The organism is Streptomyces sp. NPDC001922 (assembly GCF_042891165.1).
In the GTDB taxonomy this organism is placed as follows: domain Bacteria; phylum Actinomycetota; class Actinomycetes; order Streptomycetales; family Streptomycetaceae; genus Streptomyces.
This window is the reverse complement of the sequence record NZ_JBIASV010000008.1, coordinates 380,508-402,087: the sequence shown is the minus strand read 5'-3', so window position 1 is coordinate 402,087 and position 21,580 is coordinate 380,508. Positions and strand designations below refer to the sequence as shown.

At 70.1% G+C, this 21,580-nt stretch carries 21 protein-coding genes, 1 tRNA gene and 2 pseudogenes; 13 read left to right on the top strand and 11 right to left on the bottom strand.

Annotated features, from left to right (window positions below):
- Positions 1-34 precede the first annotated feature (34 nt).
- Positions 35-532, bottom strand: a pseudogene (locus ACFYYR_RS17605) (arsenical-resistance protein); the annotation flags it as partial.
- On the opposite strand from ACFYYR_RS17605, the pseudogene ACFYYR_RS17600 reads away from it, so the two are divergent.
- Positions 490-977: pseudogene (locus ACFYYR_RS17600) on the top strand (ArsI/CadI family heavy metal resistance metalloenzyme). The pseudogenes ACFYYR_RS17605 and ACFYYR_RS17600 sit on opposite strands and share 43 nt — an antisense overlap.
- A 602-nt stretch (positions 978-1,579) precedes the next feature.
- Here the strand turns inward: ACFYYR_RS17600 and ACFYYR_RS17595 are convergent.
- Complete coding sequence (locus ACFYYR_RS17595; protein ID WP_366421480.1) at positions 1,580-1,903, bottom strand: helix-turn-helix transcriptional regulator; 324 nt, start codon at positions 1,901-1,903, stop codon at positions 1,580-1,582.
- Positions 1,904-2,484: 581 nt separating this feature from the next.
- Here ACFYYR_RS17595 and ACFYYR_RS17590 point away from each other — a divergent pair.
- The 6 genes from ACFYYR_RS17590 to ACFYYR_RS17565 all read left to right on the top strand — a co-directional run bounded on the left by ACFYYR_RS17590 (position 2,485) and on the right by ACFYYR_RS17565 (position 7,645).
- A complete protein-coding gene (locus ACFYYR_RS17590; RefSeq protein ID WP_388853478.1) occupies positions 2,485-2,913 on the top strand; it encodes a hypothetical protein in 429 nt (142 codons plus the stop codon).
- Between the two features lie 635 nt (positions 2,914-3,548).
- On the top strand, positions 3,549-3,965 hold the full coding sequence (locus ACFYYR_RS17585) for a hypothetical protein (protein ID WP_388853475.1): 417 nt from the start codon (positions 3,549-3,551) through the stop codon (positions 3,963-3,965).
- 392 nt (positions 3,966-4,357) lie between these two features.
- Positions 4,358-5,314: a hypothetical protein gene (locus ACFYYR_RS17580; protein WP_388853472.1), complete on the top strand. Its 957-nt coding sequence runs from the start codon at positions 4,358-4,360 to the stop codon at positions 5,312-5,314.
- On the top strand, positions 5,307-6,875 hold the full coding sequence (locus tag ACFYYR_RS17575) for a hypothetical protein (RefSeq protein WP_388853469.1): 1,569 nt from the start codon (positions 5,307-5,309) through the stop codon (positions 6,873-6,875). The genes ACFYYR_RS17580 and ACFYYR_RS17575 overlap by 8 nt, the downstream gene beginning before the upstream one ends.
- Before the next feature lie 137 nt (positions 6,876-7,012).
- Positions 7,013-7,085: transfer RNA gene (locus ACFYYR_RS17570), tRNA-Arg, on the top strand.
- A 239-nt stretch (positions 7,086-7,324) separates the two neighbouring features.
- The gene (locus ACFYYR_RS17565) at positions 7,325-7,645 is read left to right on the top strand and encodes a GYD domain-containing protein (RefSeq protein ID WP_388853466.1); all 321 of its coding nucleotides are present in this window, start codon (positions 7,325-7,327) and stop codon (positions 7,643-7,645) included.
- Positions 7,646-7,737: 92 nt separating this feature from the next.
- Here ACFYYR_RS17565 and ACFYYR_RS17560 read toward each other — a convergent pair whose 3' ends face one another.
- The 4 genes from ACFYYR_RS17560 to ACFYYR_RS17545 form a co-directional block, all read right to left on the bottom strand.
- On the bottom strand, positions 7,738-8,436 hold the full coding sequence (locus ACFYYR_RS17560) for an aspartate/glutamate racemase family protein (protein WP_388853463.1): 699 nt from the start codon (positions 8,434-8,436) through the stop codon (positions 7,738-7,740).
- A gap of 223 nt (positions 8,437-8,659) precedes the next feature.
- Positions 8,660-8,848, bottom strand: a complete 189-nt coding sequence (locus ACFYYR_RS17555) for a hypothetical protein (RefSeq protein WP_388853460.1) — start codon at positions 8,846-8,848, stop codon at positions 8,660-8,662.
- The gene (locus ACFYYR_RS17550) at positions 8,845-9,207 is read right to left on the bottom strand and encodes a DUF6415 family natural product biosynthesis protein (RefSeq protein WP_388853457.1); all 363 of its coding nucleotides are present in this window, start codon (positions 9,205-9,207) and stop codon (positions 8,845-8,847) included. Before ACFYYR_RS17550 ends, ACFYYR_RS17555 begins: the two co-directional genes overlap by 4 nt.
- 98 nt (positions 9,208-9,305) lie before the next feature.
- A complete protein-coding gene (locus ACFYYR_RS17545; protein ID WP_388853454.1) occupies positions 9,306-10,535 on the bottom strand; it encodes a helix-turn-helix domain-containing protein in 1,230 nt (409 codons plus the stop codon).
- Between the two features lie 284 nt (positions 10,536-10,819).
- On the opposite strand from ACFYYR_RS17545, the gene ACFYYR_RS17540 reads away from it, so the two are divergent.
- On the top strand, positions 10,820-11,392 hold the full coding sequence (locus ACFYYR_RS17540; RefSeq protein WP_388853451.1) for a hypothetical protein: 573 nt from the start codon (positions 10,820-10,822) through the stop codon (positions 11,390-11,392).
- 115 nt (positions 11,393-11,507) lie between these two features.
- On the opposite strand, the gene ACFYYR_RS17535 is transcribed toward ACFYYR_RS17540, so the two are convergent.
- The 5 genes from ACFYYR_RS17535 to ACFYYR_RS17515 all read right to left on the bottom strand — a co-directional run bounded on the left by ACFYYR_RS17535 (position 11,508) and on the right by ACFYYR_RS17515 (position 15,832).
- Complete coding sequence (locus tag ACFYYR_RS17535) at positions 11,508-12,104, bottom strand: hypothetical protein (protein WP_388853448.1); 597 nt, start codon at positions 12,102-12,104, stop codon at positions 11,508-11,510.
- Between the two features lies 1 nt (position 12,105).
- A complete protein-coding gene (locus tag ACFYYR_RS17530; protein ID WP_388853445.1) occupies positions 12,106-12,774 on the bottom strand; it encodes a hypothetical protein in 669 nt (222 codons plus the stop codon).
- A 19-nt stretch (positions 12,775-12,793) separates the two neighbouring features.
- The gene (locus tag ACFYYR_RS17525; RefSeq protein WP_388853442.1) at positions 12,794-14,140 is read right to left on the bottom strand and encodes a hypothetical protein; all 1,347 of its coding nucleotides are present in this window, start codon (positions 14,138-14,140) and stop codon (positions 12,794-12,796) included.
- Positions 14,140-14,448 (bottom strand): hypothetical protein, encoded by a 309-nt coding sequence (locus ACFYYR_RS17520; protein WP_388853439.1) that lies wholly within the window; start codon positions 14,446-14,448, stop codon positions 14,140-14,142. Before ACFYYR_RS17520 ends, ACFYYR_RS17525 begins: the two co-directional genes overlap by 1 nt.
- Before the next feature lie 295 nt (positions 14,449-14,743).
- Positions 14,744-15,832, bottom strand: coding sequence for a carbohydrate kinase (locus ACFYYR_RS17515; protein ID WP_388853436.1), 1,089 nt, complete (start codon positions 15,830-15,832; stop codon positions 14,744-14,746).
- A gap of 546 nt (positions 15,833-16,378) precedes the next feature.
- On the opposite strand from ACFYYR_RS17515, the gene ACFYYR_RS17510 reads away from it, so the two are divergent.
- The 5 genes from ACFYYR_RS17510 to ACFYYR_RS17490 are packed head-to-tail and all read left to right on the top strand — an operon-like array spanning position 16,379 to position 21,494.
- The gene (locus ACFYYR_RS17510; protein ID WP_388853433.1) at positions 16,379-17,815 is read left to right on the top strand and encodes an extracellular solute-binding protein; all 1,437 of its coding nucleotides are present in this window, start codon (positions 16,379-16,381) and stop codon (positions 17,813-17,815) included.
- A gap of 1 nt (position 17,816) precedes the next feature.
- The gene (locus ACFYYR_RS17505) at positions 17,817-18,743 is read left to right on the top strand and encodes a carbohydrate ABC transporter permease (RefSeq protein WP_388853430.1); all 927 of its coding nucleotides are present in this window, start codon (positions 17,817-17,819) and stop codon (positions 18,741-18,743) included.
- The gene (locus ACFYYR_RS17500; RefSeq protein WP_388853427.1) at positions 18,740-19,597 is read left to right on the top strand and encodes a carbohydrate ABC transporter permease; all 858 of its coding nucleotides are present in this window, start codon (positions 18,740-18,742) and stop codon (positions 19,595-19,597) included. Before ACFYYR_RS17505 ends, ACFYYR_RS17500 begins: the two co-directional genes overlap by 4 nt.
- Positions 19,594-20,658 (top strand): NAD(P)-dependent alcohol dehydrogenase, encoded by a 1,065-nt coding sequence (locus ACFYYR_RS17495; protein ID WP_388853424.1) that lies wholly within the window; start codon positions 19,594-19,596, stop codon positions 20,656-20,658. The genes ACFYYR_RS17500 and ACFYYR_RS17495 overlap by 4 nt, the downstream gene beginning before the upstream one ends.
- A 32-nt stretch (positions 20,659-20,690) precedes the next feature.
- The gene (locus ACFYYR_RS17490) at positions 20,691-21,494 is read left to right on the top strand and encodes a DeoR/GlpR family DNA-binding transcription regulator (RefSeq protein ID WP_388853421.1); all 804 of its coding nucleotides are present in this window, start codon (positions 20,691-20,693) and stop codon (positions 21,492-21,494) included.
- Positions 21,495-21,580 lie beyond the last annotated feature (86 nt).

Below are 21,580 nucleotides of genomic sequence, written 5' to 3'. Positions count from 1 at the left end.
ATCACCGTCCATCCTGGGCAGTGCGCGTATGTCAGAACTTCGTCTCATACCAGCTGCGACCCTTGGTCTTCACGCCCAGGCGGCGGGTGAGGAGGCCTGCGGCCAGGGGGATCCTTAGGAAGATCAGCACGCTGCGGGCGATCTCCCACGCCAAGATATTCAGCCTGGTCTGCTGCAGGCCCCGCCAGCTGGGCAGAACGGAGAGGTAGAACCAGGCCAGCAGGTGAAGGCTAGGACCTGTAAGACGGAGTTCAGGGCGACCAGGGCGGCAGCGGCCTCGCGGTCGCCGCAGGCCAGGTCGTTCCAGATGATGACCATGGCGATTCAGCGGGCCCGCTCGGCGATGATCAGCCTGGGCAGGTGCTCCGGCAGGTCGGGCTGGAAAGATCCACGCGAGCGCGAACATCACGGCGGGGCCGACGATCCAGTTGATCACCAGTGAGGGAATCAGCAGGCGGCGGTCGCGGGTGACGGTGTCCAGACGGTCGTATCGGACCTTGGCCAGCGCCGGATGCATCATCACCAGCAGCCCTTCCCGATCTTGAGGCGTCGGTGGAGTTCTGCTCCAAGCTGTTCGGCGTCGAGGCGGCCAATCACCGCCCGGGATATGCCAACTTCGCCGTCCTCGAGCCGCCGCTGAAGCTCGTCCTCATCGAAGGCGAGGCGGACCAGGAGACCCGCCTGGACCACCTCGGTGTCGAGGTCGACTCCACCTAGCAGGTCAACGCCGCCACCGACCGCCTGGTGGAAGCGGGGCTTGCGATCTTCAAGGAGAACGACACCTCCTGCTGCCACGCACTCCAGGACAAGGTCTGGGCGCACGGCCCCGGCAAGGAGCCCTGGGAGGTCTACGTCCTCAAGGCCGAGGCCGGCCAGATGGGCAAGAGCGAGATCCCGGGCAGCGACGCCCGTGCGGCAGCCAATCCACCACCGGACCCATCTAGCCGGCTTCCGGGTGCGCCTGCGGCATCAGCTGACCGGCTCGCCCGGGCACCCCGCGCGTCGCACGAGCGCTGAGCCGCCGGTGCCTGACGGGCAGCGCTACTGCAGGGTGATCCAGCCGTCTGGGATCCAGCCATCCACGTATCCCTCCAGAAACAGCCCCAAGTCGCCGACTGTCAAGTGCCCAATATGGTCGGTGATTTGGTTGTACGGGAGCCAGACGACCGGTACACCGACGTCGCATAGGGAGCCCGGCGAGGCTGCGTGCCCGGTGAAGATGCGACGCCCGCCCCGCCGCTGCGGCCGGGCGCCAGATGCGGCAGCAGGGATGCGGCCGGTGACCGCCCCGAGGCGGATGGTCCCCGCGGGAGCCATCGCGCGCACAAGGCGCTGCGCGGCCCGCCGGTACGGCTCGGATTCCCTGCGCCGCACAGTCGGCAGGCCCCAGGGGTGACCGGCATTCGGCGGTCCAGGGCGGATCAGGGCGACCCGGTGCCACCGGTCGAAGCAGACAAGGTAAACGTCACCACTCCCAGGTGGTGCATACATGCACATGGCGCGAGCGTAGGGGCGGCGTGTGCGCCGCGCGCGCCCACGCGGGCGGACGGGGGATGCGGCACCCCCGCCCGCACTCCTCCTACCGAGAAGGGGGAGGAGTCGGCAGCGCGCCGGGGCCCGGCCAGACCTGGAAGCCGAAGGCGGCCTCCAACCGGGCCAGGGTGCCAAGGTCGGGCATCACTTTGCCGTGGATGACGCGGCTGATGGTGGAGTGCGTGACCCCCGTCGCCTCTGCGAGAGTCCGCAGGCTGTGCCCGCTGACGGCGAGGGCATTCTCCAGGTTGCGGGCGAGTGCCTGGCCATAGTGGGCGCTGACGGGAGCATCGGGCACGAGAGCGGCGTGCGGCCAGGCTTCGTCGACGACATAGTCGCGCGGCACCTTGTCGTTACTGCTCCGGGGCATGGCCGGATCATCCCACGCACCCGTCATCCGCCGCCCCTCTTCCTCACTCCTTGGCAGCCGCCCATCACTGCCATGGTGCATACATACACCATTTCGCGGACTCTCGCGTAGACACCCTTCGACGCACCGGTACAACCCCATCCACACAGCTCAGCCCTCGCCGCTACGCCTTTCGCTAGCACCGCACCGGCTCACAGGCTTCACTCACTGCCGCCGGACGGCCGGGCTTCCCCGCCACTGCGTAAGCGCCCGTTTCACTACCGTGCGCCCCCTCCTTTTTCAGCGTCCGCCACACTGACAGTGAGTAACTGAGGCAATGGATTGAAAGACCAGGCCAGAGGCCATGTGAGGCGCGAAATGCTGCTTTCTCGCATGGGGCGACCCATTCCATTTCGGATTTCGTTCGATGCGGATTTGCCTCGCCGACTGTGGCGTTGAGGAGGCATTTCCGGGAGAAGATCTACGGGACTGAGAAGTCGCTGGATACGCTCCTCAGTGTTTCGCTGAATTCCGGATACCTGTGGGGAGGTTCTTCCATGCGGTCGCATCGGGCACTGGCCGTCCTCGATCAGCTGAGATCGTTGGCTGCAGACGACGCATCGCTGCTGACGCAGGCGAAGGGCCGACTCGCCCGGGCGGAGAAAGAACTGTCAGCGGCCCGCTCAGCGTTCGACTCGGCGATCACGCGGGCTGAGGTCTCCCAGCGTGTCGTGCGCGGCGCCGAGGAGCTACTGCCGGCGGCGGACCAGAGCTCGGCAACGGACGGGGATCGCACCGCGGGTGTCCCTGAGGGGCGGCCGCGGACGATCGCCCAGGAGATTGTGGCCTTCCTCCGCCCGCGCCTCCACGCCGCCCGGGAAGAGATCACCCACCACATGGAGACCACACGCCCGGACGTCAAGCTCGGCAGCTTGCGCCGGGAGTTGAGCCGGATGGTCACCAACGGGACACTGACCCGGACAGGCGGGGTCTACGCGATGGCATCCGGGGCCGCGGGCGGTGATGCGTAGCGCAAGGACGCCACGTCGAAAACGTCCGCACACGCGTACGTGCCGCCGAGGTCGATTCGGCGGCACGTGGATACGCGGTCTTGGGCTCACGCATCGCCTTGATTCTATGTGCCTTTCGGTGCAGGTGCGAGAGCCTCACAGGAATTCGGCCCCATCGGGCCAGGAATTGGGCTCAACGTGTCTTTTTCTCCCTCTCATCGCGCAGATTCCGGTAGCGACCGGAACGCGGACTCCCGCACATCCGCAAAACACCGCGGCCAACGGCGTGCTGATAAGTCGCCTGCACGTCGCACGCTGCCCAGCTACCGCGCGAATCCCCGCAAGCAGGTCAACGTCTTTCTGGGGCTCGCCGAGCTCGTCATCGGTACCGCCCCGGTGCAGCGGGCGGCGCTGGCGGAGCATGTCGGCATCGGTGCGGCCACCGTCGGCGACTGTATGGCGTTCCTGGCCGACATCGGGCTGGTCGAGGCCGGCCGGGGCCAGTACGCGATCACCGAGCGGGGGCGGGCCTTCGCCGACGCGTGGCGACGGGACCGGGACCAGGCTCGACAGGTACTTCGCCGCTTCTCGCCGCGCACTGGTCGGCCGCCGCGGCGAGTCGCCATCTGGCCCGCGGGCCCGTGCGGCAGGAGGAATTGGCCCGCCTGCTGCGCGCCGGCCTGCCCGGTGTGCCCATGCGCGGCCACTACATGGTCGAGTGGCTGGAGATCGCCTTGATCGTGGAACGCGACGAGGAGCGGCTCGAAGTCCACCTGCCCGGCCGGCACGCCCCTAGGCCACCGCAGTCACAGGACTCGAGCGGTGAACAGGAGGGCAAGGAAGGCCAGGAGGAAGGCGCGGGGCAGGAGGAGGGGGCGGGGGGCAAGGACCGAGACGGCAGCGCTGCGGACGGCACCCGCGCCGACGCCGCTGACTCCCGGAGCATCGCCGGTGCCGCTCTGCTGCTCGGCATGTCCCGCCAGGAGATCCAGGAGCTGCCCGACGCCCGCTACAGCGCCTTCCTCGAAGGCATCCTGCAGACGCTGCGCGGCGCCCTGGCACCGACCGCCTGACCGCCCGGAACCACAAGGGCGCCGGTCCGAGTGGACCGGCGCCCTGAGGGTGGCGGCTGGTGCTCGCGGCCGGCTTCTGGATCCTGCCCGCGGAGGGTTCGATCCCCTCGCCATCCACCACGTAACGATCAGCATGTCAGCCCGCCCCGGAAGGGAACCAGCACCCATGTTCAGCCGCCCAGTTCGCCCAGGTTTCTGACAGCACATCAGGCCGCACCCCGAAAGGGTGCACCCGTCACCGGTACAGCCCGCTCCTGTTGCCGAATCCCTCCAACCTCCCCACGGTGCATGTATGCACCGATCGTGTGGAGGTCACCCCATGCCGGAAACCGCGCATCCGCCCGCCCCGGCACCCCGCTGGCCGGGCCGCTTCGCCGTATCGGCGGCGGCACATGGCCGATGAGGTCCCGCTCGCCGCAGCCGCCACAGCCGTCTTGGCCGCCTGGCAGGAACTCGTCGCGCGCGGCGAGATGTCCCAGCAGACGTTGAGCCGGTTCGGTCAGCTGCTGCGCCGCTTCGAAGCCTTCGCCGCCGTCCGCGGCGCGCCGCTGCTCGCCGATGTCGATGCTGCGGTTGCGGCGCAGTTCATCGACGCGCACGGCCGCACCCGTCACCGGCACGTCGCGCCGGCTTCGCTGTCCACCCGGCATCTGCGCCGCAGCGTGCTGCGGATGTGCTTCGCCACCGCCCGCCGTCTCGCCCTCACCGACACCGACCCGACCCGCGACATCGACCTGCCGGCCCGTCTGTGCGGCGCCACCCGGCCACTGGACGAGGCGGAGGCGGTCGAACTACGCCGCGCGGCCGACTTCACCGACCGCCCCACCCGTCACGCCGCCGCGGCAGCCCTGGCCCTGGCCGGCGGATTCAGCGGCGAGATCGGCCACATCGCGCCCCGCGACATCGACCTGGCCTGTGCGCGGGTGTGGATGCACGGCTCGGCCAAGACGCAGCCGCGCTGGTGCCCGCTGGATGCCTGGAGCGCCCAGGTGCTGGCCGCCCGCGCCCACCACCTCCACGCGACGGCACCACCCGAACAAGCCCCGCACCGGCTACGGCTGGCTGTCTCGGTGCGAGGCGGTACCGACGAGCAGGTCCAGGCCCGGGTCTGCGTCGCCCTGCGCGACGTGCTCAAACGCATCGGCCTGGGCGCCGACCGCTCAGTGCGGCCCGCCTCGATCACCGCATACGCGGGCCGGGCGGTCTTCACCGCCACCGGCCGTATCGAGGCCGCAGCCCGTCACCTGGGCATGGCCTCCCTCGACAGCACCGCAGCCCTCATCGGCTACCAGTGGCGCGCCGAGGCGACACACCACACACCACCGAACGGGGGCGACTTCGATGCCTGATGACCTCTTCGGCGACCGCGTCCCGCGCGCGGCCCGCAAGAAGACCGCACGCCGCGCCGGCGAAGCCGACCTGCGCACCGTCTCCCAGCGCATCACCGACGTGGCCCGCTTCGACGACCTCTACCGCCTCGCCGACACCCTCGCTCCCGCTCCCGGCCCGCGCCGCGGGCGCCCGCCCCACTACCCGCCCTACATCTACCTGCTCTTCCTCACCCTGCGTGGCATCCACGGCTCCGCCCGTTACTGCGCCGGCGACCTGCAAGAACCCAGCATGTGGACGACGATCCGAGGCAGCGTCGCCCGACACCTCGGCCACGACGAAGCCGCCCGCCTGCCCGAGGCCGGGCCCTCCCGCCACCAGTGGCAACACGCCCAGCGCACCCTGCTCATCCCCCGCCTGGAAGAACTGAGCGAAACCTTCGCCGACCTCGCTCTGGCCCAAGCCCTGCGCCAGGGTCTGCTGCCCACCGACGCCAAACGCTCCTGGAGCAGCCCCCAGCGCCACCAACTCATCGCCGGCGACGGCACCGTCGCCAAATCCCCCACCCTGTCCACCATCCCCTTCAGCGTCGACCCCACCACCGGCGAAGTACGCCGCCACCGCGTCGACCCCGCCTCCTCCTGGCAGAAGGAAGGCGGCGCCGACCGCAACGGCAACAACGCACAGAATGCAACGCCGGCCGGAACAGCAGCCGACACCGACATCCACGCCCACACCCGCGAGGGCGCGATGGTGCTGGGCACCAAGTTCGTGGTCTTCTCCACCCGCCACCGCGGCTACTTCCGCCGCGTCTTCCTGCGCTACGCCCACGTCCCCCACAACCAGCCCGGCGGCGAAGCCGCCGTCGCCCTCGACCTCGCCTGCGCCATCCTCGACGCCGCCGAGGGCTGCATGGGCGTCCTCTACGACGGCGCCCTGCGCGGCATGCACCGCGACGTCATCGCCCGCCGCGGCCGCCTACTGGTCAACAAACAGCACAAAGGCGCAAGCCCCCGCTACATCCGCACCCTCGACTTCGGGCGCTGCCGCCACGAGCTGTGGTCCAACCGCGGCCGCGTCCACGAACGTGCCTTCCTCGACGACGGCACCAGCACCCTCATCCCCCTGTCCGTCAGCAAACTCGAACGCCGCGCCAGCACACACACCCACCGCTGGTACCACCTGCTCGCCATCCCCTGTCCCCGCGGCCCCCACCAGCACCGTGAGTCCGTCGGCGTCACCAGCACCATTGGCGAACAGAGCCAAGGCCAAAGCGACACCGAGACCGGCTTCCACCGCGCCGAAAATCTCCTCCAGATCCCCGACAACACCGCCGTCCACCAGACCCTCTACGGCGGCCGCGAAGACACCGAGGCCGGCTTCTCCCAACTCGACCGCTCCCTGTGGAACCGCCGCATGATCGCCTTCGGAGCCGAAGCCCAAAGCCTCGTCGTCCTCGGCTTCCTCCTCGCCCAGAACGCCACCAGCGCAGCCCGCTACCAAGAAGACCCCACCTACTCCGACGCCCACACCGAGACAGAAGACCTCAGCAGCGACCGACGAACAGCCTCACGATCATGAACTGAGCCGAGGCGCCAACCACACACCAGCCCCATCCGCTACCCTGTCTGGGACCGCCGCTCGCGGCGGTCCGCTCCCTTGCCAGGAACCGGATGAACATCACTCAGAGTATTCATCCACGTTTTACGCAAGGCCCCGCCTCCGTAGCTCAGGGGATAGAGCACCGCTCTCCTAAAGCGGGTGTCGCAGGTTCGAATCCTGCCGGGGGCACAGACAGAAGCGGCCGGTCCAGGAGGGTTTCCTCCCGGGTCGGCCCTTGGTCGTTTCAGGGCTCTGCCCTACGCCTGCCACTACGTCCGCTACGTCGACGTGGAGTCGACTGCCGCCGGCAGGCACCCCCACCGCATTGGCGTCCAACGGGTGAATCAGGCCATTCGGTGCGTGGCGGTCGGTGTGACAGCGGGAAGGCCATCTGCACACCGGACATGCGATGGGCAGGGAGCGTCCCGATGCCGAAGTTTCTGATCCAGGCCACCTATACGTCCGAGGGCACGAAGGGGCTGCTCAGGGAAGGCGCGAGTGGGCGGCGCGCTGCCGTCGACCAGGTCGTCACGGCCCTCGGCGGGACGGTCGAGTCCGTGTATTTCGCCTTCGGGGAGGACGACGTCGTGCTCATCATCGACCTCCCCGACCCGGTCTCCATGGCCGCCATCAGCCTCACCGTGAAGGCCAGCGGGGCCCTGCACACCCGAGCCACTCCCCTCCTCACCGTCGAGGAGATCGACGAGGCCACCCGTCGGCAAGTCCCCTTCCGCGCCCCCAGCGTGTAGGGGGAGAGTGCCACTGGGCCTGCCGCGGTCGTCGAGCGTCGAGCAGCGGCCCCACCCGCCCGCTGCACGGCCTCGAGCAATCCCGGCCCGGGCTACCGTCCCGTCGCCAGTGCCGCAGTGACGGCGGCCTCGGCGTGCAGGCGGGTGGTGGCGAAGACGGGGACGGGGCTGTGCTCCGGCCGGATGAGGAGCTCGATTTCCGTGCAGCCGAGGATGATGCCCTCCGCGCCGGAGGCCACCAGCCTGCCGATGACCTCGCCGTAGGCCGCTCGCGACTCCTCGCGGACGATGCCGAGGACCAGCTCCTCGTAGATCACCCGGTGGACGACGGCCCGGTCCTCCGCGTCGGGGACCAGGACCTTCAGATCGTGACCGGCCAGTCGGTCGCGGTAGAAGTCCTGCTCCATGGTGAACGCGGTGCCCAGCAGTCCCACTCGGCTCAGGCCGGCGGCTTGTACGGCAGCCGCTGTGGCGTCGGCCAGATGCAGGAGCGGAATGTCCACCGCCGCGGCCACCTGGTCGGCGACCTTGTGCATGGTGTTGGTGCAGATCAGCAGCATGTCCGCCCCGGCGTTCCGGAGGGAGCGGGCGGCGTCGGCCAGCACTTCGCCCGCCTCGTCCCAGCGCCCGGCGACCTGCAGCCGCTCGATCTCGGCGAAGTCGACCGAGTACAGCACGCACTTGGCCGAGTGGAAGCCACCCAGCTGCTCCCTGACCTGCTCATTCAACAGCCGGTAGTACTCGGCCGTGGATTCCCAGCTCATGCCGCCGATCAACCCAATGGTCTTCATCTGTCCACTCTTGCACGCGCTTTGCTGTTGCTGCCGTGGAATTCTCCGGCGCACATGCATGGTCCGGGGGATGGAGAGGAAGCCGTGCCCGGCATCTGGCCTTGCATCCATGGGGGCGGTTTTCGGCAGCGGCCGTCGAGGCGAACGACACCTGCCGGATCGGCCTCGGGTGTGGGGTGTTGCGGGCCGCCGGCGTCAGGGGGGCGCCGCCGACGGCCCTGTCTCAGGTGCGGCGCCGCTGGTAGACGGGGCCGCCGCTCGTGGCCGGGTCGAAGGGCCGGAGCCGGTAGATGCGCATGCAGTCGAAGCAGGCGTAGAGGATCGCGCCGGGGCCGCTGCCGGTCTCGATGAGGGCGATCAGGGTGGGGCGGTCGGTGTAGTCCTGGTGCCAGTTGCACAGCCGGGGCGTCACGGGCGCTCCTCCCGGTGCTGGGTGAGCAGCCACTGGCAGTCCCGCGCGAGGGTCGTGACCTGGATGTGCGCGGCGAGCGGGCCCTCACCCAGCCCCTCCGCGGTCTGCCACCGGATCCGGTCCAGACCGGCGCGCCGCTGGTACCAGGCGACACTGCCACGCCAGAGACGGTCCGTCGACGCCTCCACCTCGGGAAACAGCAGCGCGATGTGCCCACGCAGCAGCTCGTCGAGGTGCATCAACTCGGCCATGTCGATACGACCGGAGGCAGTCCGTAAGGACCGGACGATGGTGTCCTGGATGGTTGCTTCGTCGATGGGCCCGGGGCCCTGGTGAATGCTGTCCTCGCCGGTTTCCAACAACGGTGTCCTCCCGCTCGATCCCTGCGTCTCGCGCTGTACAAGGACGCTAGGGGCCGAGCGGTGACGGAAGTGCTACAGGCTGTAGCACCTCGTGGTCAGACGACGCCGAGCCGAATGCCCAACTCGACACAAGGGCCTTTCCTCTGGGTGCGAATCATGGTGCCGACTGTCTCTCGCACACCGGCGTGCATCCGTGTTGCCTGTGGGGCCAGCCGCTCCGCTGTCAGGAACGCCTCCAGAGCGCGTTCGCGGTTGCCGTTGTAGAAGTGGGCACGGCCTACGTCGATGTGGTGATGGCTGCGGCGCTCCGGGCTGTAATCGACCGGCAGCTTCACGCGGGAGGCACGGTCCACGGCCTCCCTGCCCCGGCCCAGCTCGACGGGCAGGCTGACTCCCCAGATGGCCACGTTCGTCGGGCCGAACTGCAGTTGCCAATCGTTCCGGTCCTCACCCAGCTCCTCGGCAACGCCTCGCGCCCGGCTCCAGTGCCCCTCTGCCGCCCGGCCGTCCCCCGCGCGGGCGTGGTTCAGCGAGGCTTTCAGCTCGAAGGCTCCCCTCAAGGACACGGCCTCGGGTCCCGGGTCCCGAACGGTCCCGAGCCAGGACAGCGCATGGTCGATGATGGCACCGGCTTCGTCGTGCTCGCCGATGCTCAGGAACTCTCCGGCGTCGTACCAGTGGGAAGCCAGCACCCTCAAGGGGTCACCGGTCTCCCGGGCGGACCACACCACCCGCTCGGTCGCGAGTGTGGCATCCGAGACGTGGCCCAGCTTGTACAAGTACTGCATCGCGCATTCGTACGCCGATGCCAGCAGGCCGTACACCGTGCGCCGGTCGCCGCCCTCACACACTTCGGCGGCCACCTGCAGATCTCGGAGCAGGGAGGGAAGTTCGCCTCCGGTGTGGGCGAACGCCGCAGCGTGTCGGTGGCGGTTGGCCACGACGGTGCGCTTTCTCAGCTCAGCGAGGTCGACCTCGCTGACCTCCTGCTCGGTGGGCCGCGTAGGGCGACCATGCCGCAGCAGGGCGCGGCGCACGGCTGCGACCGCGGCGACTGCGGCTTGCCCGTCCCGATCGGACCCCTGCGGGACGGGCGGACCTCCGGTGATCTCCGTGGGGTGGCAGTCGAGGGCCCGGCACATCGCGAGGACGACGGCGGGCCGGTCGAGGGCCCGGCGGCCCTGCTCGAAGGCGCGGACTGCGGCGAGGGAGTAGCCGGATTCGGTGGCGAGTCGCTGCTGTGTCCAACGGCGCCGCATCCGCAGCCGGGCCAGCCTCTGGCCGTTGCTCTCCCCGGCCCCCTGAGTGTCGCTGTAGTGGGGCATAGTGGCTCCATTCCTAGCGTCACGGGGAAATGTACCCCTCACTCGCAACTGGGCTACGGGGAACGGGCTTACGAGACGGTGACGCTGCGGAGGGCGCAGTTCACGGCGCAAGCTTGTGCTACGGGGAACTGGTTGCAGTCCACCGCCGCTCTCGGCTTGTACAAGGTCTCGCATGACCGGCACAGAGCCGCGCGTGCAGGAACGAGAGAGACGTTGACCGCCTCGACTGCCGGAACCGAGCGCCGTACGCGCTGGGCGACACCGACAAGGATGGGAGCACCTCCATGAGCCCTCACGATGGGCTGAGGTTCGGACAGTTCATCGGGGATGACGGCGGCGTCCACAGCACGGTCGCTTCGTCGGTGATCGCCGCCGTGCCCGAGGCCAGGGCGGCGGCGGAGCGGTACGGACGCGAGCTGAGGTTCGACTTCCTCGATGACAGGGCCGTGCACGGGATGCTGTTCCACCGCTGGGAGGACAACCGGCGGGCCCGCGGGATGGGATGCCTGGCCAGCATTCCGCTCTCGGTGCTCTTGCTCGGCGCCTGGCCGTTCTGGGACCTGGTGGCCTCGCAGAAGGCCCAGTCCTTTCAGATCGCCTTCATCTGCGGCGATACTGGCTTGGTGGTCGGGCTGCTTCTGGGGCTGTATCTCTGGCGGCGTCCCAGTCTGCGGAATCCTTCCCTGCGCAACGTACGGATCCGGGCTCGCCGATACCGCGAAATCGTCGGCATCGCCCGGCGGCGCGGGGCGGCCATACCTGCGACGTATCCCTATTACGGGATGTACGCCTCGTCTCGGAAGTTCTTCCCTGACGCCCCGGAACTGCCGGTCCCCGAAAGCGACCTTCAGAGGTGAGTACCAGGTCGGGCACCGAAGCGACCGTGGGGCCGCCTCGCCGAACGGTGTGAGATGCATCGGCGAGGCGCCCGCTGACGGAGGGGGCAGCGGCCGCTGCATCCGTCCGGCGGTCCTATTCCCAGTGCAGCGTCCCGGCCACGGTGTCGAAGAGTTCGACCATCTTCGGTGCCAGGGACTCCATGGGGGTGGAGAAGGTGAGCGTCAGCCACTTCCGGCTCGCCGGCACCGGGACGTTGTAGATCACGGTTGTCGTGGCGAGGGTGCTCCCCATCTGCCGTTCAGGATCAGCAGCTTCCGTGTGCTGCTCACGAACGGCGTCGCCTGCGGCCTCCAGCCGGGTCACTTCCGCCCGTCGGCCGATCTCCCCGAACCGGCGCACGAGGTCGTGCGCGGTACGGCATCCGGGCCAGCCCTCCGGCAGCAGACTGACCAGCAGCGAGGAGGCCAGCGGCAGTCCGCGGACGGTCAGCAGGGAGATGTACAGCTCGACACCGCCTGCTCGAAACGCCGCCTTCGCCTGCTTCTGGAGGTCCCGCATCAAGCGTTCCTTGAGCACCGGCGCGTGATCGACTCCGGCGAACTGCCGGTCGGCCAGGGCGATGATGCCCCGGTCCCGCTCCTTGGGGTCCAGAGGGAGTTGGAACCACCCGGCGGGAACGAAGATCGTGTAGTCACTCGGCGGTGTGGTCCACTCTGTCTTCAATGCCATGTCAGGGCTTTTCCTGCTCGGTACCGGTGCCGTCATCCGCTCCTGGCGGAACGGGCACCAGATGCATGGTGGGCATCAGCTCGTCGACGAGAGAGGTCAGCTCGTCGGAGCGGTGCATGGCCAGCCAGTCGACATCGACGAGGATGATTTCCTCCTGCCCCTTGGGCCAGACCGCGTAGCGCAGCGTCTCGGAGAGCCGGCGGCCGAGACCGAAGAGACGCTTCTCCTCCAGGACGGCCTGCACACGCACCGCATGGCCGACAGGCAACTGGATTTCGGTCACGTCCGGCGTGCTCTTCGGCTTCGCGTCACCCCAGTCCAGCAGGTGCGAGCGCCACTCGTCGGGCGACGGCCGCTGCACTTCGTCCTCCCCATACGCCCTCCCCACCATCTCAGCGAGAAATTCACCACCCACCGTGTAGACAGCACCCGTAAAGATGGGGTCGTCCTTGTGGAGCCTCAACGCCAGCTCAGCCAAATCCTGCTGCAGCTTAGCTTTGCTCACCATCATTTCCAGAGGGTTGAACTGTTCCACGAGGTTCGCGGCGACCTTCTCCGCTTCCCGCCTGGTCCCTTCATGGAGGGTCAGCGCCAACCAATTTCCGTCGAAAGCGAAGTCAACAAGATAGTCCTCTTCCGGACCGGGCGCCCTCTCGACCATCTTTTCCATGGATTCCCACCCTAACTTCTCAGTGAACCTCATCAATGAACAAACCCCCGGCCGTGATTCCCGAGCCCACCGCAGTCATTCCCGCCGCTCTGCGCGTCAGCTTGTTCACGGCGTCATACTGCCCCAGATCCCTACCCAAGTGCTTCACCTCCTTGAGGTCGGAGGCAACCGATGCATCGGCAAGCGAGAAGGACTTGATGCCACCCTTGAGTGCGCTTCCATCCCCGCGATTCTTGAGTTCACGCCACGACTGACGATAGCCGCCCTTGAATCCGTTCTTCCAGGTAGCGACCTTGAAGGGTTCTGTCACCGGCTCCCGGAGCGACCTGGAAATGTCCTCCCGGTCCAGTCGATCGGATCGCCCAGCCTGACGATTCAATGCCTGACGATTACGCTTCACCTGTCGCGGAGTGGCGCTGCCATTCTTTTTGGCTATGCGCATCCTCCGCAGAGCCGTCTTCACATACCGCCCCGCCACCTTGGAGAACGCCTTACCGGCCCCCATCGCCAGCAGGCCGACGGCCGACCACGCCAGTTCCGTCCACGACTCGTCCCCCATGCCGACCTGGATCGCCGTGCAGGCGATGTTCACCAGCGTGGCAATCATGGAGATCGCCCCCAGCAGCCCCGCCAAGCCCTGACCGACGACGGGGATCCAACCGACTGCGAGGGCAGCAATTCCGGCCCACTTGGAAATGTTCTCGGTCCAGTCCGCCAGCCCGTCGACGAAGGCTGCGAAGTCATCCCAGAAGCCATCCTTCAGGGAGTCGTCCGAGATGACGTCGTCAATGGCGTCGCGGGCCTTCTTCGCGGCGGCGTCGCGGATCTCCTTCGCCCTGCGGAGCTTCCCCTCGGCCGCCTCCAGGGACTTTCCGGCGCTCTTCTCCCGCTCCTCCAGAGCGGACTTCCGGTCCTTGTCGTCCTTCCCGGAGAGCCCGTCCAAGCCCTTGGTCGCGGACTTCTTGTCCGCTTCGGCGTCCTGGGCGTCACGGCGGGCGATCTCGGCGATCCGCTGCGCCCGCCGGAGTTCGGTGACGTACGCCCCGGCAGGCGCGGTCGCGTTCGCTTCGTAGTCGTTGCCGTGATCCACGATGCGGTCGCCGATGGCGTCAGCCGCCGTCTCGTACCGCTTGTGTGCGTCTTCGAGCCTGCCCCTGCACTTCTTGGCCTTCTCGCGGAACTCCTTGCCCGCGTCGCTGTCCCAGGAATCCACTTCGGCCGCCGCCTTGAGGTGACGGACCTGCCGTTCCAGCTCGTCGGCCGTCCTGCGTAATTTGCGCCCGAGCTCCTCCAGCCGGTCCGGGTCACCGGGGATCGGGTCGGTGTCCGCCAGGGGCTGCCAGTCACGCGGTCGCGCCGAGCCCATCAGGACTTCTTCTGCTTGTCGGAGTCGCGAAGGGCTTTGGCCAAGGCGCTGTCCACGCCGTCATAGGCCTTGGCAGCACCCTTGGCGATGTCGGCTAAGCCCTTGATCTCATCAGCGAGCTCTTCGCGATGGTGTTCCCAGTTCCCCACGAAGTCACCGAACTGCCAGGCGAGATCGTGCTCGCCGAAGTCGTCCTCGTACTGCCCCTTCAACTTGGACAGGCCGTCGAACGCACTCTTGATTCTGCCGAGTCCCACACCCATCTCGCGGATCACATTCAGATCGTCGATCCTCGTGTTCTCGCCCACTGTCCGGTTTCCCCCTACGCGTCGTGAGTGCCTCGGCGTGACTGCCCCTCGGACACACTTCCGCCGACCCCGTCGCACACTGCGTTGCGCTGCGAGGCCCCCTGCGCCCGCTCGCGGAATCCGCCGCTCGACTGTCAATGCCGTTCCACAGCGTACAGAGCATGACTCAACTGCCAATGCAATAAGGCGAGTTGTGAATATGCCCCAGGCTCGTTACAGCTCTCGCTGCAGGATTCAGGCAGGCATGCCGGCTCCCGGGGCCGGTCCTCGGACCACCCGGACGAGTCGCCGCCCCCTACCTCGCGCGCAGCTGCCTAAAGTCCTCCAGCTCCCCCCGCGTCGGCGGGTTCGCGCCCGGGCGGGTGCAGGTGAGGGCGGCTGTGGTGGCGGCCAGGTCCAGGAGGTCCGCGAGCTCGTCCGGGCCGAGGGCACGCAACCCGGCCGACGGGCCGGCGGCCTGGCCTTCGTCGGTCCCCCCGCCCAGCAGTCCCGCCCCGTCGAGCCAGTGCAGCATGCCGGCCGTGAAGGCGTCCCCCGCCCCCACGGTGTCCGCCACCGTGATCGACGGGGCCGGGCTGCGGACCGTGTGGGTCGCCGTGACTGCCAGGCTGCCCGCGCCGCCCAGGGTGACCACGACCAGCGCCGGGCCGGTGTGCTGCCAGCGGTGGGCGACGGCTGTGACGTCCTGTTCCGGGTAGAGCCAGGCCACGTCCTCCTCGCTGACCTTGACGATGTCGGCGAGCGCCACCTGGCGTTCGATGCGCGCGCGGGCCGTGTCGCGGGCGGGCAGCAGTGCCGGGCGGACGTTGGGGTCCAGGCTGATGGTGATGCCGCGGGCCTCGGCGCGGATGCGGGTGAGGAGCTCCTCGATCACCTCGGCCCCGGGGTCGAGGGCGGTGGCGAGCGAACCGGTGTGCAGACAGCGGGTGCCGGCGGGGAGGTCCGGTGGGGCGGGGAGGTCCCAGGTGACGCGGAAGTCGTAGCGTGCCGCGCCCTGCGCGTCGAGGAAGGCGGTGGCCGTGCTGGTGGCGGTGGCCGGTCCCGGCGCCAGCGTCACCGGGACCGCGGAGGCCGCCAGGTGGTCGCGGAGCAGCCGGCCGTTCGCATCCTCGCCCAGCTGGGTGATCAGGGTGACGGGCGCGCCGAGACGGGCGAGGCCGACGGCGACGTTGGCCGGGGAGCCTCCGGGGTGGTCCACCGCGGCTGCCCGTTCTCCGGCGGCGGGGTCGTCGGCAGCGGTCGGACCGTCTTCGGCCACCGGGCCACCGGCCGCGGCCCGGCCACCGACGGCACCCTCGTCCCCGACCGCCGAAGAGAGCGGCTCCGGCAGCGGGGCGGCGGCGTACACCCGGTCGACGAGGCTCTCGCCGATGACAGTGATCATCTGGTCTCCGTGGCTGGGGAGGGAGTGGGCGGCTGCGAGTGGTGCCCTATGACGGTTGTGATGCCTGTGACGGTTGTGATGCCTGAGCGGTGGCCGGGCGCCGAGCCCCATGGCCGGTGGAGCACGGTCCTCGGGCGGCCGGCGCGGCGCCCCCGGCAGGGAGGCGCTCCGGCCACCCCATCGCACCCTGGCGGATGTCCCCGTCCCAGGGAACCCCGCCACCCCGACGAACACGCCCGACGAGCACGTCCGACGAGCACCCCGACCGGCCTCCCGGCCCCGGGCGCCGTCGGGGAAACGGACGGAGCCCGGCCCAGGGGCGCCCGGGCGGAGGGACTGCCCGCACGCAGCGGAGGGGACTGCCGGCACACAAAGGTGCCCCCGCTCCCCTGGAACGATAGGCACACCCGAAACTTCTCGCAAGATGCGTTAACAGCGGCGCGATTTTCTGCTAAAAATGTCGCCCGTCAGAGTTCGCCCCCGCCGACTCCCCCGGGACGCAACCACATGGTCTCTCCCCCTCCCTCCCCTCCATCCCGCCCTCCGGTGGCGGCGCCCAGCCGCCGTGCCCTGCTCCGCGGCGGCGCCGCTGCCGGGGCGGCCGGGCTGCTGTCCGCCTGCGGCGGCCGGCGCGACGCCGTCGTCCACGCCGACGCCGGAGCCTGGCGGCGGTACGCCGGCACCACCCTGAACTTCGTCTCCGAGAACACCGCCCCCACCGCGGCCATCGTGGCCGGGCTGCGGCCGTTCACCGAGCTCACCGGGATCCGCGTCAACATCGTCACGCTGGAGCTGTCCGCGCTCGCCCAGAAGGTCGCGCTGGACTTCGCCTCCGGCAACGGCGAGTACGACGTGGTGTACGCGGACCCGTACCTGGTGCTGGCCCCGTACGCGCCCGCCTTCGCCGACCTCCGGGAGTTCCAGGAGGATCCGGCGCTCCCGCGGCTCACCGGGGGCTTCGAGGACTTCGTCCCCAGCCATCTGGAGGCGGCCGGGCGCTTCGAGGACCCCGGGAAGGTGCTCGCGCTGCCGTACGACTGCCCGACGATGGTCTGGCAGTACCGGGCCGACCTGTTCGCCCGGCACCGCGACCGGATGGCGGACGACCTGGGCTTCGACCCCATGCCCTCGGACGACACGACGTGGGAGCAGTACTACGCGATCGCCGCGTGGTTCAACGACCGCACCGACGACGTGCGCTACGGCACCGGGCACCAGGCCAAGCAGCACGACGCCCTGATGTGCGACTTCTCCAACCTCCTCTGGTCCTGGGGCGGTGACTATTTCGACGACGGGGAGCGGGTTGGCCGGCTCGGCACCACCGACCCCGGGCCCTGCCGGCTGCGGTCGGACGCGGCCGTGGCCGGCGCCGAGTTCTACGAGCGGCTGCTGCGGATCGCCGACCCCGCGTCCCGCACCTGGGACTGGGACGGCGTCGGGGCCGGATTCCGGGCGGGCCGGTTCGCGATGTGCCCCAACTGGCACGAGTACGCGGCCGCCAACGAGGCCGCCGTACCCGGCAAGGTCGGCTACGCGCGGCTGCCGAAGGGACCGGCCCGCTCCGCCGGGATGTACGGCGGCACCGGGATCGCGGTCTCGAACATCGTCCCGGCGGAACGGCGCCGGGCGGCCTGGCTGTTCCTCGCCTGGGCCACGGCGCCCCGCACCCAGCGGGCGGGCCTGGCCAGCGAGGCCGGCGGCGGCACCCCCACCCGTACCTCGGTCTACCGCCACCCGCGGGTCGCCGCCGCCGAGCACCGGCCCTCCGCGATGCCCAACATGCTCTCCTCCCGGGCGGTGCGCACCACCTGGCAGCCGGAGAACATCGGGCTGCGCCCCAAGATCCCCATGTGGGGCGAGTGCGACACCGCCCTCTACACCGAGGTCTCCCGGATGCTCGCCGGAGACGCCTCACCGGCCGCGGCGATGCGGTCGGCCGCCGACCGGATCGACCGGATCGTCTCCCGAGGGTGGGTGGGCTGACATGGGTCTGTCCCTGAACTCCCCCGCCCGTACGGGAAGCCGTCCCGCCCGGGCCCGCCGCCTGCGGCTTCCCGGGTTCGCCGGGCGGATGATGGCGCCCGGACTGCTGGTGCTGGCCGCCGTGTCGATCCTGCCGTTCGTGGCCGTGGTGGCGATGAGCTTCTCCCGGGTGCACATCCTCGGCGGGCTGCGGCTGGAGGGGGTCGGCGCGGCCAACTGGGCGCGGCTGTTCACCGATCCGGACACCGCCTGGGCCTGGGGCCGCGCCATCGCGTACTTCACGCTCACCGTGGGCGGCGAGATGGTGCTCGGCACCGCGCTCGCCATCTGCCTCTGGCGGCTGCGACGCGGCCGGAACGCGCTGCTGGGGCTGCTGCTGCTCCCGATGTTCGTGGCCCCGGTCATCGTCGGACTGCTCGGCCGGTTCCTGACCGACTCCACGTTCGGGCTGGTCACCTGGCTGCTGCGGCTCGTCGGCCACCAGGGCGACGTGATGGCGGAGCGAGGAACCGCGTTCGCCGCCGTGACCCTGCTGGACATCTGGGAGTGGACCCCGCTGGTGGCGATGATCGCCCTGGCCGGACTCACCTCGGTGCCCGCCGCGGTGCTGGAGGCGGCGGCGCTCGACGGCGCGGGCCTGCTGCGGACCCTGCGCCACATCGTGCTGCCCGCCATCGCCCCCGTCCTGCTGGTGGCGCTGCTCATCCGGTCCATGGACGCGCTGCGCTACTTCGACATCATCTGGAACACCACCGGCGGCGGCCCCGCCGACGCCACCCGGACCGCGTCCGTGCAGCTGTACCAGACCGCGTTCCGCTTCTTCGACTTCGGCTACGCGGCCGTGGCGGGCCTGCTGATGCTGGCCGTGACCACGGTGGCCGCCCGCTGGTTCGTCCGTCTCCTCGACCGGAAGGGGCCGGCCCGATGACCGCCTCCGCCGCGGGACCGCTGGAACGCGGCACCCGCACCTCGCGCACCACCGTCCGGATCGTCGTCGCCGTCGCCCTGGTGTGGACGCTGGTCCCGCTGGGCTGGATGTTCCTGTCCTCGGTCAAGCCGACGGCCGCCGTCACCTCCGCGACCCCGGACGTGTGGTTCGCCCCGACCCTGGACAACTACCGGCAGCTGTTCAGCGGGGCCAACAACCTCTGGCCGTACCTGAACAACAGCCTGGTCGCGGCCGGTACGTCCGCGCTGCTGGCCACCGCCCTCGGGGCACTCGGCGGCTACGGGCTGTCCCGCACCCGGATGCGCGGCAAGCACCATCTGTCGTTCTGGATCATCTCGACCCGGATGGCACCGGCCGCGGTCGTGGTGCTGCCGCTCTTCCTGATCTTCCGGTACGCCGGGCTGATCGACACCCTGCCCGGCCTGGTGCTGGCGTATCTGAGCTTCGATCTGCCGTTCGCCATCTGGCTGTTGCACGCGTTCTTCGCCCAGGTCCCGCCCGCGCTGGAGGAGTCCGCGCAGGTCGCGGGCTGCACCCCGTGGCAGGCGTTCCGGCACGTGATCCTGCCGCTGACCCGGCCCGGCCTGGTCACCACGTTCGTGCTGTGCCTGGTCTTCTCCTGGAACGACTACGCCTTCGCGCTGGTGCTCAGCGGACCGCACACCCAGACGCTGCCCCTCGCCGCCGGCCAGCTGGTCACCCAGACCGGCATCGACTGGGGGCAGCTGACCGCCATCGGAACCGTCGTGGTGGTCCCGATGATGCTCGTCGGCCTCGCCGTACGCCGGTGGCTCGTCACCGGCCTGACCATGGGAGCAGTGACCGGAGAATGAGCACCCGACCGAAGAACGCCCTGCCCCCGGGCCTCCCCGACGGCATGCGCGCCGCGGTCCTCCGGGCGCCGCGGGAGCTGGTGGTGGAGGAGCGCCCGGTGCCGCGCCCGGGGCCGGGCCAGGTCCTGGTGCGGGTGGAGGCGGTGGGCATCTGTGGCTCCGACGTGCACTACTACGAGCAGGGCCGGATCGGGGACTTCGTGGTCCGCGCCCCGCTGGTGCTGGGCCACGAGCCGAGCGGGACGGTGGTCGCGCTCGGCCCCGGCGCCGCCCGCCACCGGCCCGGACAGCTGGTGTCGATCGAACCCGGGGTGCCGTGCGGGGGCTGCCGGCAGTGCCGGCACGGCCGCTACAACCTCTGCCCCGGGGTGTCCTTCTACGCGACGCCGCCGGTCGACGGGGCGCTGTGCGAGTACGTCGCCGTCGACGAGGACTTCGCCCACCCCGTCCCCGCCGGGCTCGGCGCCGACGCGGCCGCGCTGCTGGAGCCGCTGTCCGTCGGGGTGTGGGCCTGCCGCAAGGGCCGGGTCACCGCCGGATCGCGGGTGCTGGTCACCGGCGCCGGGCCGATCGGCCTGGTCGCGGCCCAGACGGCGCGCGCCTTCGGCGCCACCGAGGTGGTGGTCACCGACATCGCACCGCACCGGCTGGACCTGGCCCGGGAGCTGGGAGCCACCGGCACCGTGGACGTCCGGGGCACCCGGCTCGCCGACACCGGCTACGAACCGGACGTGCTGCTGGAGTGCTCCGGGGTGCCCGCCGTCGCCGACGAGGGCATCCGCGCCGTCGGCCGGGCCGGGCGGGCGGTGCTGGTCGGCATGGGCGGTGACGCGATCCCGCTGCCGCTGGCGCATGTGCAAAACTTCGAGATCGAGGTCACGGGCACCTTCCGGTACGCCAACACCTGGCCGACGGCGATCGCGCTGGCCGCCTCCGGCGAGGTGCGGCTCGACCGGCTGGCGACCCACCGGTACGGCCTGGAGGAGGCCGAGCGGGCGCTCACCGCCGGCGCCCGCGACCGCACCGCGATCAAGGCCCTGGTCTGTCCGCAGCCGAGCTGACGGCCGGGGATCACGAGGAGGGGAGGGGCCCGTTGCCCGCCAAGGCACGGCTGTCGCAGGCCGCCGTCGAGGAGCGGCGGCAGGCCGTCCTGCGCCAGGTCGTCGACGAGGGCGAGGCCCGCATCGACGACCTCGCCGCCCGCTTCGACGTCAGCCTGATGACGATGCACCGCGACCTCGACGACCTCGCCGGGCGGGATCTGCTGCGCAAGGAGCGCGGCCGGGCCGTCGCGTTCCCCGCGCTCACCATGGAGACCGCCACCCGGTTCCGGGAGGGCGCGGGCCTGGCCGCCAAGAACGCGCTGTGCGCCGCCGCGGCCGGCCGCATCGCGCCGGGCAGCACGGTGCTGATGGACGACTCGACCACGCTCTATCCGCTGGCCGGCACCCTGGCCCGGCTCGAGGGGCTGACGGTGATCACCAACTCGGTCGGTGTGGCCCAGCGGGTGGGCTCCGCGCCGGGCGTCGACGTCACCCTGCTCGGCGGCCGCTACAACGGCGAGTTCAACTCCTGCACCGGTCCGGACGTCACCCGCGCCCTCTCCCGCATCCGCGCCGATGTGGCCCTGATGTCGGCCACGGCCGTGCTGGAGGGCCGGCTCTTCCACCCGCTGCGGGAGTACGTCGAGGTCAAGGAGGCGATGCTGGCCTCCGCGGACGGGGCGCTGCTCCTCGTCGACCACTCGAAGTTCGGCAAGACGGCGACCCACGAGTACGGCACCGCCGCCGCGTACCGGGCGGTCATCACCGACACCGGCACCCCGGCCGACGAGGTCGCGGCGCTCCGGGAGTTCGGCGTCCCGGTGGAGACCGTGGAGCCGGCGGACGCGGGCTGACCCCGGTACGGCGCGGACCGCCGGGTCCTCTGCCGCCACCGGGAACGGCAGGGGCCCGGCGGTGCCACAGGGACGGGTGCCGGTCG